The following is a 10,973-nucleotide window of genomic DNA, read 5'->3' as shown; positions in this document are numbered from 1 at the left end:
GTAGGGTGCGTGACTTGAAAAATCGGGTGTCGAACCTGAGACCGATCGCCCGTCACGCACCGACAATGTGCGCCGCCTGTAGGGTGCGTGACTTGAAAAATCGGGTGTCGAACCTGAGACCGATCGCCCGTCACGCACCGCCCGATAGATTATCGGGCAAACAGAGAGTCGGCGCACAGAGTCCCGAAATCTCCAGTGTAGCCAGTTCTCCGGTGTCGGTATCCAACACTCGAATCGCGTGGTGGTTGGTATCGGCGATGTAGAGACGGGTTCCCAGGAGACTCAACCCCGAGGGTTCCTCGAGTCCTTCTACGAGGAGGGTTTCGCAACGTCCTTCGGGGAGTCGAACTCGTTTTATTTTGTGGTTGTAGGTGTCGGCGAGGTAGAGAGTTTCTCGTCCGTAGGCGATGCCGAGGCAATGTTGCAAGCGCACCGCTTCGCCGATGCCGTCTCTGTCGCCGAAGTCGAAGAGTCCGCCGCTACCGCAGAGGGTTCGCACTTCGGCATCTGCGTCTAGTCCTATGCTGCGAACGGAACTGATTTCGCTGTCTGCCACGTACAGAATATCGCCGTCGGTAGCCAGTCCGCTGGGTTGGGCGAAGGCAGCATCGTCTAAGCTGCCGTCAAAACAGCCTTCTGCCCCAGTTCCGGCGTAGAGTCCGAGGGTATTGTCGTCGAGATCGATCGCCCAAATTTGATGGGAACCCGCCATCGCGATGAAGAGGATATCGCTGAGAAATTCAACGTCCCAAGGCGAGTTTAGTTCTCGGGAAACGGTGGAGACGTGGCGACGGCGAAAGTCGAGGCAGCGTATGGCGTGGTTGGCGGTGTCGGCGAGGTAAAGGCAGGATTTGGCGAGATCGAACGCTAAGCCTTGGGGACGGTTAAATTGCGCGTTGGCAAACTCGCCGTCTGCGAAGCCAGGGGTTCCGGAACCGACGGTTTCGAGGAGTTCTCCCTCGGCGGTGACGACGACGAGGCGGTGATGTCCGGTGTCGGCGATGTAAATCGCGTCTGGGGTGGCGAGGACTTTACTGGGAAACGCCAGGGGTTGGCGGTGGGGACGACTCTGTTTTTCAAGCTGTAGCGGAATCGGATTTTCGGGGGAAGCAGCGGTGTCGAGAAGGGATGCGATCGCCCCGTCGAGTTCGTCGCGATGTCCTTCTCCGAGGGCGCGTCCGACATCGTAGCCTCGGGAATCGACCAGAACGCAAGTCGGCCAGGCGCGAACGGCGTATTGTTCCCACACCGAAAAGTCTGCATCGAGAACCACGGGATGGGTTATATCGTAACGTCGCACGGCTTGACGCAGGCTAGTTTCGGTTTTTTCGGTGGCGAATTTGGGGGAGTGAACGCTGATGATGAGGAGGCGATCGCCGTATTTGGTTTCGAGATAAGCTAAATCCGGCAAAACCTGGAGACAGTTAATACAGCCGTGCGTCCAGAAGTGCAGCAACACCACGCGCCCCCGCAGTTGCGACAGTTTCAACGAGCGATCGACGTTCAGCCAAAGGGCGTTTTGGGGCAGTTCTGGAGCGCGAACGCGAGGCGTTTTCAGGGGGGTCATAGCAAAAAGTACCGAGAAGATCGAGGGAACCCGGAAGAGACTGTCAGCTCCGAAGTGTTTTCACTCTTCACTGTAAAGGCTAACCCTTAAAGATTCTAGCTCGGGTCGCACCCCGAAACCCAGCACTCGCGGCTCTTTCTTCGACAAACGACGGTCGTTCTATGCTGCGACTCGAAAAAACCGAACTCGTAAGCCGTCTTTGGGATGTCGTGTCGGAACCGCAACGGCTTCTAAGCTTTGGTCGGGCAAAATCTCCCAATCGTACTCTCGCAACAACTGCGACGCGACGATTTTCATTTCCAACTTCGCGAAGGCCATCCCCAAACACACCCGAGGTCCGCCGCCAAATCCGATGAGACTGTACGGTTGCGGGCGTTCTACAAAGCGATCGGGGTCGAAGCGTTCGGGATCGGGGTAAATATCGGGTAGGCGATGGGTGGCGATAATCGAGTAAAGTGCCAACCACCCCTCGGGAACGCGATACTCACCAAATTCAAAGGGTTTGACGACACGGCGAAATCCACCGCTGACGGGAGGGTGCAACCGTTCGACCTCCATTAACAGGCGATCGAGATAGGGCATTTGCGACAGTTGGCTTAACTCTAACGGCCCCCGTTCAGCCAGTTCCCGCTGTTCCGATCGCGCCCGCTGCCACAGTTGCGGGTGGCGTCCCAACTCCAAACACAGCCAGGTGAGCATCGAGGTCGTCGTTTCGTGACCGGCAAACAACAACAACATGGCTTGGGCGGTCAGTTCTTGTTGGCTGAGGGCGTTTCCCGCTTCGTCGCGGGCTTGTACCAACAAACTTAACGCATCTCGCGTCGGCTGTTGCTGCCGTTGTTCGACGACTCGATCGAGATGTTGCAGCAAGCGATCGCGCGCGGCTAACGCGCGTCCGAAACGGGTTCCGGGAATGGAAAGCGGTAATAACGCAAACAAACCGTTCGTCAGTTCGGTAAACCAACGACTCAGCTGCGCCACTTCTTCCCCGGAATCGGCCCCGACGAGCAGTTGCGAGGCGATGTCGAAGGTGAGTTGTTTCATTTCTTCGAGCCAGACGAACTCGCCGAGGCGCAGCCAGCGATCGCAGTACCGCCGCGACACGGACACCATCGTCTCGAAATACTGCGCCAGCGCTGCCCCGTGAAAGGCTGGCATCATCAGTTTGCGGTTGTGTCGGTGTTCCTCGCCATCTTGTAAAAACAACGATTTTCCGAGCAAAATACGAAACGATTTCGGCCAGCCGCCACGCCAGGAAAAACAGTCCATCTGGCTCGATAATAGAGCTTCGAGCGCCTCGGGGCCGATGAGAAACACCGTCGGCTCTCCGAGAAGGCGAGTTTTAAAAATCGGGCCGTAACGGTGATATTGTTTGATGGCGAAGTCTCGATCGAATAAAAAGGCGAACGTTTGCCCGACGACGGGCAAGCCGAACTGTCCGGGGGGAAGTCGATCGACTGAGATAGAGTGCATCTTTTACAGTGAACAGTCAACAGTGAGCAGCCAACAGTGAAGACAGTGTTCAGTTAACCTTGTCTTCGTTGTCACGACAGATAAGGGTGCGTCTTTTACAGCGAGCAGTCAACAGTGAGCAGCCAACAGTGAAGACAGTGTTCAGTTAACAGTCTCTTCGTTGTCACGCTTTTGCGATCGCTTTCGGTGATTTTACGGTGTATCGCGCTTAGAATAATCGGCAGCAGCATCTATCCGACGCCCTTCGATGGCAACTACTCCACCTCTCTCGCCAACTGAACTGCTCGATTGCGGCGTCCACGCCTGGAACCAGTGGCGCGAGAACCAACCGAAAAGTTGCCCGATCTTGCAGGGAGAAAATTTAGTTCGGCAACGCCTGCGCGAGATCGACTTTAGTTTTTGTAATTTAATCGAGACCGATCTGGCTAAGGCCGATCTGTGCTTGGCGAACCTCGAACACGCTTTGCTCGATCGCGCCAACCTCTGCGACGCGATTCTCTACACGACCGATTTACGCTACGCTTCTCTCAAAGAAGCGAATTTAATTCGAGCCGACCTGACCGAAGCCAGTCTCGTTAAAGCCGATCTCTCCCTGGCCAAACTCCAACAAAGCAAACTCAATCGCGCCGATTTGTCCGACGCCGTTCTCTACACCACGACGTTACGACAGGCGGATCTCTCCGATGTCGAGTTAATTCGCGCCGATTTGCGGGAAGTGGATTTAACGATGGCGGCTTTGGGAGAAGCCGATCTGCGCGACGCGAACTTGAGTTTTGCAGTCTGTTCTCTGGCGAAATTCGTCGGGGCGACGTTGTGTCACGCGAACTTATACCGGGCGAATTTGAGTTTGGCCAACCTCTGCGTCGCCAATTTAATGGGGGCGAACCTCACCAAAGCCAGTTTTATCGGCGCGAACCTCATTGGGGCAAATCTGTATTTAGCAAATATGCGATTTGCCAATCTCGCCCAGGCGGATCTGCGAGAAGCCAGTCTCCGGATTACCAACATGACGGGGGCGAACCTCGCCGGTGCTAACCTCAGCATGGCCAATTTGACGGAAGCAACGCTGGTACACGCGAACTTGACGGGGGCGAACCTGTCTCGGGCGAACCTATACCAAGCGAATCTCAGCGGCGCGATTCTCAAAGGTGCCATTATGCCCGATGGAAGTCGGCATCCTTGATTTGGGGACAAGGGAGACAAGGGGACAAGGAGGAAACTGTTACCTGTGGAGTCGGTGCGTGACCGGTTGGCCGGTTTCGCGGCATATTTTGAGTGTCTTTAGGTCACGCACCCTTGTATGTTGGCGTTGTACATGGGCGGTGCGTGACGATTTCTCGGTCTCAGGATTTACACCGGATTTTTCAAGTCACGCACCCTACAACTGGTGACTGGCTTCATCGACTCTTAGTCGCCTATTAACCCAGAATATTTGTCAAGTGGTTATGATATACGAGAATAATGTGTAATTTGTTACAGACTTTTGTAAAACGGTTCACCAAAAACTGGAGGTTCGCTCGATGAATATGCAAGAAAAAGCGCGGATGTTAACGGCACGTCGTCGCCACACGAAAGCCCATCGCCGTATGACGCTGTTCTGCCGTTCGGCGGCTGAGGTCGGCGTGTCGGAGATGTCTCGAACGAACGAGTCTTGCCAATAGAGGCGCGATCGCCCGACGCGAATCGCCAGCAACGAACCCCTAGACGTGAATTCGAGAGCGAAATCATGAAATTCTGTTATCGCGGAGTTTGGTACGACAGCAACCCTTCCCAGATTGAAACCCAGGAAGGGCCGACGATCGGAAAATATCGCGGTGCGACTCTTCGAGGGCGATCGCTCTCGGAAGTGCCGACACCGACGACTCGTGCGAAAGGGAAATATCGCGGCGTCGAGGTCGATGTAAACTTCTAGCGTCCGTTAACGGTTCGCTGTTTGATAAGACTCGACAATTTCTCGGAGGGTCTGTTCCACCGACCGAGGCGTCCACCCGAGAACCCGTCGCGCCTTACTGCTATCGACTCGCACGCAGCGATCGTAAACATAGTGAACCCGCTCTCGACTCAAGGGCGGGTTCCATTTGGCCAGGCGTCCGATGGGGTCGAGAACGTTTCCCACCAAACGCACTACGGGTTGAGGCACTTCGCGAGGGGGACGCACGCCGGAAACCCGACTGAGAATCTCGAACATCTCCCGAGTGGTGAGATCGCCTGCGGAGATAATATAGTGTTCGCCGGGAACGCTTTTCTCGGCAGCGAGAATCATCGCCTCGGCTAAATCGTCTACGTGAACGATCCCCGTAACGCGATCGCCCCCTGCCCAAACCCCCAGTTTTCCGTTGAGGAAGTTTTGAATCACCGGTCCGAAATGGGGATCGTCGGCGCCAAAAATCCCCGAAGGCATGACGCTGACAACCGGAAAGCCGTCGTCGGCCGCGCGATCGACCAGTTGTTGGGCTGCGTATTTCGTGCGATCGTAAGCCGAGGAAAAGTCCGCTTGCGTGCGTTGAAAGGTTTCGTCGACCGTGTTGCCTTGGGTGTCGCCGTAAATACCGATGGTGCTGCAATAAACCATTTTAGATACGTTCGAGGCTTTGGCCGCATTTAAAACCGCCCGCGTTCCCTCGACGTTCGCCCGCTCCATTTTGGCTTCGTCCACGAGTCCCAAGTCTACGAAGGCGGCGGTGTGAAATACCCAATCGACCCCCGCCATTCCTGCTTTTAACACCTCTTCGTCGGTCACGTCGCCGTAAATGAGGTTGACTTGGCAATCTTTCAAGCGAAACAGGTTCGGCGATGTAGGACGGGCTAAACCCGTGACGGTATGTCCGCGATCGCGTAACGCTTTGACGAGGTGCGATCCGGTAAAGCCGGTTGCCCCGGTGACGAATGCTTTCATGGTTACTGTTCTGTGATGGTTTTTGTTCGTTCGCGGAAGCGGTGCGTAGCACGTTCGATCTCCTCGGTTCACCATCATCGCATTTTGTCGGAGTGCCGATCGCCCGGCGATCGCCCGTCAAACCTCGTCTTTCTCAGTCAACGCGGCGCGAACCAGAACCACCGTCCGATCGCACCGTCGGGCAATTTCTCGGGGAATGTTGCCTTGCAGCGCCCGACCGAGCAAACTGCGACGACTCGCCCCGATCAGCACGGCATCGTAATCGTGCGATCGCGCCAAATTGACTACCGCATCTGCCACCGATAGCCCGAAGGAGGGCAGGGCGAACACGCGACCCTTCAACTGGCGATCGAGCTGTTGGGCGGTCGCATTGAGGAAACTCGTGTCTGGCTCGTTCGGCGTCGGGGGAAACACCTGACACAAGCGCACGGTCGTCTGTTCTCCCAAACAGACCAACCCCGGAAGCAACCGTAACCCCGCCGACGCGTTCGCCCCACCGCCGACAGAAACCAACCAGCGATCGAGCGAGAGAGAAGAAGTACGACTGGTCTCGAGCGGGACGAACTTGCCCCATTTCACCAAAATCACTTCGCAAGCGGCTTGATGTAACAGCGTATCCGACACGTCACCGAAGATCCGTCCCGGCGTGCGCGTTCCCCCCTTCCATCCCATCAACAGCTTATCGATATGGCGTTCTTGCAACGTCTCTAATACCGCCGCCGCTACGTCGTGGGCGACCCGAACCTGAGTGTGAACCGGAACGTTCCACTGACGGCCGATGCGGGACGCCGTTTTGAGCAGGCGACGGCTCGAGGTCGTTCGCACGGGGGTTTCCGAAGGCGATCGGTGAGGGGGAACCGCCACCACTTGCAAACATTCGAGTTCGTAATCGTTCGCTTTGGCGATCGCGGCGGCAAACTGCAACAACAACGGAGCGGTTTTCGGATTCGCCAACGGTACTAACACCCGCCCTTGCCCCACAGCGGGATCTCGCGTCAAATAGACCGGATAAGACGGTTCGACTTTACGAAACTCGTCCCCTCGACCCGTCAGTTTCTTCGATTCGGCTTGGATGATGTCGCTGCGGGTGACGATTCCCACCAGTCGCCGCCCGTCGACGACTGGAAGCCGACTGACGTTGTGGCGTTCGAGGAGGTACAGCACCTGCGTCAGCGTATCTTCGGGACGGACGACCACCGGTTTCGGCGTCATCACCTGCTCGAGAGGCGTGTCTTCAGGCAACTGGCGCGCCGAGATATTCGTCAAATCAGCTTGGGTAATAATGCCCACCAGTCGCGAGCGATCGACCACGGGAAAGCCACGATGGTTCGATTTGGAAAAGGCCGTCATGACGTCTTTCAACGCCATGTGACTGTCGAAGGTTTCCACTTGACGCTGCATGACCTGCGCCGCCACCAGTTCTGAGAGAACTTGACCTTCGACGCTGGCCGTCGGGGCGCTCCAACCGCGCATTTCCAGTAGGCGATCGTACAGCGACCCGCTCGAGACTTGTTCGGCCACCACGTAAGCCGTTACCGACACGATCATCAACGGCAACACCAAATTAAAGTCGGTGGTAATTTCAAACACGATGACGATCGCCGTAATCGGGACTTTCGCCACCGCCCCGAAAAACGCCCCCATTCCGGCTAAAGCATATGTGGTGGGATCGCCGATGTCGAAAAGGGTTTGGCTCGAGAGTCCCACCAATCGCCCCAAGGCCGACCCCAACACCAGCGTCGGCGCGAACAGTCCTCCCGACGCCCCAGAGCCATACGCCACGAGGGTAAGTACGAATTTCACCACCAAGGCCACGGCGACGATCTCGATCCCCGCTTCTCCGGTACTGATAAACTCCCGCAGTCCGGTACTGTCGCGAAAGGGTGCGGGTAACGCGGCGATCGCTGCCCCAGAAATCGCCCCCGCTAAGGCGATCCGTCCGGGTAATCCGAACGGCAGGCGGCGATTGAGTTCTAAACTGGCCACGATCCCCCGGTTGAACCAGCCACTCAACACCCCGGTCGCGATCCCCAACAGCAACAAAAACGGAATGTCTAAGGCTGAAAACTGTGCGAGAGACGCGGTAAGTTCGAGGTTGAGATCCCAGTTTTCACCGCCGAGGATGCGCGAGACGACCGCCCCGACAAAAGACGCCAGAATCACGGTTCCTAACGTCAGACTGGACACGTCGTGTAGGAGTTCTTCGATCGCGAACAACATTCCCGAAATGGGAGCGTTGAACCCAGCGGCGAGTCCGGCTGCGGCACCGGCGGCAATGGTTTGGCGGCGGTAGGTAGGGGAGGTGGGAATCCAGCGACTCATGGAGGCGGCCAGCGCAGCGCCCATGTGAACCGTCGGCCCTTGGCGACCCAGTGCCAGACCGGAACCGGCAACGAGGATCGTACTGAGGAGTTTGACGGCCGCCAAACGCAGGTTGAGGGTAAATCCTTGATGGTTGAGTTGAGGCGAGGCCAGTTCGGCTTTGACGTGGGAGACGCCGCTTCCAGTGGCTTGGGGCGCAAAGCGATCGATGAGCCATCCAGCGATAAGACCCCCCACCATGCCAAATAGGGGAAGTTTCAGCCAAACGGGAAATCCTTCGGTGTGATGGACGCGCAGTCCCCCCACCAGGCCGATCCCTTGTTTGAGGAGAACGGCGGCGAGGCCGGAGACCAATCCGATGAGACAGGCTTCGAGGAGTGCTACGCGTCGCGGGTCGAGTAGGGAAATCCACAGCCGACGCGGTAACAGTCCGGTGGCGATACGGGCAATCTCAGAGTATTTCTTGAGCCACACAGATTCCTTTTGGGCGATCGAGCAATAGGTTTGCCCTCATTATGGCCGACGACGAGAGGCCCGCGATCGCTCGGCAGTCGATCTTCAATGATGGCGCGTTTCAGACAAAGATCCGGCCGTCTGGTAACGTGGCACCGGTCCAAATGGCTTCGAGTCGATCGATCGCGTTGAGGGTAGCGTTGCGAAGGCTGGCTTCTCGGAGGTTGGCGCGAAACAGATTGACGCGATCGAGGTTGGCCTTCCACAAATAGGCTTTGTGCAAGCAGACTTGGGTTAAATTCGCTCCTTGTAAGTCGGCGAGGTTCAAGTTGGCTTCGCTGAGATCGGCTTGGCTGAGATCGGCGTTGCGAAGATTGGCTTTGGTGAGGTTCGCCCCACAAAAGTTCGATCGCACCAACAGCGCCTCTTCTAAATTCGCCGCCCGCAAGTTGGCCTTTTGCAGTAAGGCTACCCGCAGTTGGGTTTGGCTGAGGTTCGCCGCACTCAAGTTCGCCCCTTGGAAATTCGCGCCGCTCAGCTTGGCTTGGCTGAGATCGACGCCGTCTAAATCGACTCCGTGCAAGTCGGCACCGTTGAGGTACGCGCCACTGAGATCGATACCCGTGAGGCTTGTTCCTTCGAGGTTCGCGCCGCTCAACCGCGCTCCTGCCAGTTTGGCCCAACTCAGGTTCGCCCCCCGTAAGTCTGCCCCGCGCAGGTTGATTTCGGTGAGGTTTGCCCCGCACAGGTTGACCCCGCGCAAGTCTGCCCGTCGCAGGTTGACTCCGGTTAGACTGGCTCCGCTGAGTTTGGCTCCGGTCAGGGTCGCCCCCACCAAATAGGCACCGTTGAGTTTGGCTTTGGTGAGATCGGCCTCGCACAAATTAGCTTCGTAGAGTTTGGCATAGCTGAAATCGGCACTGCACAGATATGCCCGGTACAGGTTAGCGCGATCGAGCAACGTCCGTTGGAAATTGGCGGAGCTGAGATACGCTTCGGATAAATCGATGTCTTTGAGATGGAAACTCGAGAAGTTCCCACCGATGAAATTCCCTCCGCTAAAATTGCGATCTCCGCGTTCGTAGTTCTCGAGCAGTTCTGTACGACTTTCCATTTCGATAACCTTAACGTCTTCCCTCGATACCAACGGTTTGATTTTGACAGCACGCACCAAACCGTCCTATTTAAAACTTTAATAATTACCTAAATAATTCCCTATCGATCCGAGCGAGGCTTTATCAAAAAAACATGAAAACTTTAAAAAAGATTTAAAAATAAATTACGCCAAAAATGGGATAATAAGTTGCGTGAAAATCGCGATCGTTGCGAAGATAAAAGTCTGTTTGAAAACAGATACCTCGCTAACGATTTTAATTTAAATTGATTTGAAATTATTGTAACGCGATGCGAGAAACAGCGATAGCCTTCCGACCCCGGCTGTTATAATTATTAAAAAATGACCGTACGAATCGATCGGCGAGATCGTCGGAGATCCCATGAGTACGGCCGATCGCGATCGAGTTTGCCACAAAGCTCGATCGAACCCCCCCGAACGGGCTACGCTAGTTGAGGTCTTTTGATTAGGGGACACAGCAATTATGAAAGCCATCGAGATCGCACAAACTGACGTCGTCACCGTACGCGGATCGGCCACCGTTGCCGAAGCCGTGCAGTTGATGAAAGACAAGCAGGTGCGAGCGCTCATCGTCGAACGACGCAGCGACGACGACGCCTACGGGATCGTCACGGAAACCGATGTGACCTATAAAGTCGTCGCCTTCGGCAAAGATCCGAAATCGATGCGGGTATACGAAATCATGAGCAAACCTTGCATCGTCGTCAATCCCAACCTCTGCATCGAATACGTCGCCCGCCTGTTCGCCAACACGCGCATTCACTTCGCGCCGGTGATCGAAAATAAACTGCTCGGAACGATTTCGGTCTCCGACATTCTAGAAAAAGGCAACTTTATCGAAGCTCCTCGCAGCGTCTTGCTTCAAGACAAAATTCAACAAGCCATCGAAGAGGCTCGAGCTGTTTGTGCCGATAAAGGGCCGCGATCGAAAGAGTGTGCCGCTGCTTGGGACATTGTCGAAGAACTGCAAGCCGAAGCCGCTCACCAAAAAGCCGAACGCTTGACGAAAACGGCGTTTGAAGAGTATTGCGAAGAATATCCCGACGCTCCTGAAGCTCGGGTGTACGACAACTAACGTCCGTTAGAGGGAAAGGGAGTTAGGAGAGCGAAGCGGTTAGAGTCAAAAC

Annotated in this window: 9 protein-coding genes; 4 read left to right on the top strand and 5 right to left on the bottom strand. The window is 55.8% G+C overall.

Going from position 1 to position 10,973, the window contains the following annotated elements:
• Nucleotides 1-130: 130 nt before the first annotated feature.
• Complete coding sequence (locus POG22_RS18400) at nucleotides 131-1,567, bottom strand: thioredoxin-like domain-containing protein (protein WP_498906743.1); 1,437 nt, start codon at nucleotides 1,565-1,567, stop codon at nucleotides 131-133.
• Between the two features lie 159 nt (nucleotides 1,568-1,726).
• Complete coding sequence (locus POG22_RS18395; protein WP_498906742.1) at nucleotides 1,727-3,040, bottom strand: cytochrome P450; 1,314 nt, start codon at nucleotides 3,038-3,040, stop codon at nucleotides 1,727-1,729.
• 247 nt (nucleotides 3,041-3,287) lie between these two features.
• Between POG22_RS18395 and POG22_RS18390 the strand changes: the two genes are divergently transcribed.
• From POG22_RS18390 to POG22_RS18380, 3 genes are all read left to right on the top strand, one after another.
• Nucleotides 3,288-4,223, top strand: a complete 936-nt coding sequence (locus tag POG22_RS18390; RefSeq protein ID WP_074170986.1) for a pentapeptide repeat-containing protein — start codon at nucleotides 3,288-3,290, stop codon at nucleotides 4,221-4,223.
• Between the two features lie 337 nt (nucleotides 4,224-4,560).
• Entirely contained in the window at nucleotides 4,561-4,701 is a 141-nt protein-coding gene (locus POG22_RS18385) for a hypothetical protein (protein WP_498906741.1), read from the top strand.
• 65 nt (nucleotides 4,702-4,766) lie between these two features.
• On the top strand, nucleotides 4,767-4,952 hold the full coding sequence (locus POG22_RS18380) for a DUF4278 domain-containing protein (RefSeq protein ID WP_498906740.1): 186 nt from the start codon (nucleotides 4,767-4,769) through the stop codon (nucleotides 4,950-4,952).
• Nucleotides 4,953-4,958: 6 nt separating this feature from the next.
• Here the strand turns inward: POG22_RS18380 and POG22_RS18375 are convergent, their stop codons facing one another.
• The 3 genes from POG22_RS18375 to POG22_RS18365 form a co-directional block, all read right to left on the bottom strand.
• Nucleotides 4,959-5,936: an NAD-dependent epimerase/dehydratase family protein gene (locus POG22_RS18375; protein WP_498906739.1), complete on the bottom strand. Its 978-nt coding sequence runs from the start codon at nucleotides 5,934-5,936 to the stop codon at nucleotides 4,959-4,961.
• A 117-nt stretch (nucleotides 5,937-6,053) separates the two neighbouring features.
• A complete protein-coding gene (locus POG22_RS18370) occupies nucleotides 6,054-8,732 on the bottom strand; it encodes a chloride channel protein (protein ID WP_082901416.1) in 2,679 nt (892 codons plus the stop codon).
• Between the two features lie 100 nt (nucleotides 8,733-8,832).
• On the bottom strand, nucleotides 8,833-9,825 hold the full coding sequence (locus POG22_RS18365) for a pentapeptide repeat-containing protein (protein WP_498906738.1): 993 nt from the start codon (nucleotides 9,823-9,825) through the stop codon (nucleotides 8,833-8,835).
• Nucleotides 9,826-10,309: 484 nt separating this feature from the next.
• On the opposite strand from POG22_RS18365, the gene POG22_RS18360 reads away from it, so the two are divergent.
• Complete coding sequence (locus tag POG22_RS18360; RefSeq protein ID WP_063716075.1) at nucleotides 10,310-10,921, top strand: CP12 domain-containing protein; 612 nt, start codon at nucleotides 10,310-10,312, stop codon at nucleotides 10,919-10,921.
• The last annotated feature ends 52 nt before the right edge of the window (nucleotides 10,922-10,973 follow it).

Origin of the sequence: Geitlerinema sp. CS-897, assembly GCF_028368005.1 — a bacterium.
GTDB classification, from domain to species: Bacteria; Cyanobacteriota; Cyanobacteriia; order Cyanobacteriales; family Geitlerinemataceae; genus Baaleninema; species Baaleninema simplex.
Note: the sequence above shows the minus strand (reverse complement) of the source record. Positions and strands in the feature narration are given on the sequence as shown.

Coding starts and splice junctions, on each gene's coding strand:
- POG22_RS18385 (WP_498906741.1), top strand. CDS start 4,561: ATGAATATGCAAGAAAAAGCGCGGATGTTAACGGCACGTCGTCGCCAC.
- POG22_RS18365 (WP_498906738.1), bottom strand. CDS start 9,825: ATGGAAAGTCGTACAGAACTGCTCGAGAACTACGAACGCGGAGATCGC.
- POG22_RS18395 (WP_498906742.1), bottom strand. CDS start 3,040: ATGCACTCTATCTCAGTCGATCGACTTCCCCCCGGACAGTTCGGCTTG.
- POG22_RS18380 (WP_498906740.1), top strand. CDS start 4,767: ATGAAATTCTGTTATCGCGGAGTTTGGTACGACAGCAACCCTTCCCAG.
- POG22_RS18360 (WP_063716075.1), top strand. CDS start 10,310: ATGAAAGCCATCGAGATCGCACAAACTGACGTCGTCACCGTACGCGGA.
- POG22_RS18400 (WP_498906743.1), bottom strand. CDS start 1,567: ATGACCCCCCTGAAAACGCCTCGCGTTCGCGCTCCAGAACTGCCCCAA.
- POG22_RS18375 (WP_498906739.1), bottom strand. CDS start 5,936: ATGAAAGCATTCGTCACCGGGGCAACCGGCTTTACCGGATCGCACCTC.
- POG22_RS18390 (WP_074170986.1), top strand. CDS start 3,288: ATGGCAACTACTCCACCTCTCTCGCCAACTGAACTGCTCGATTGCGGC.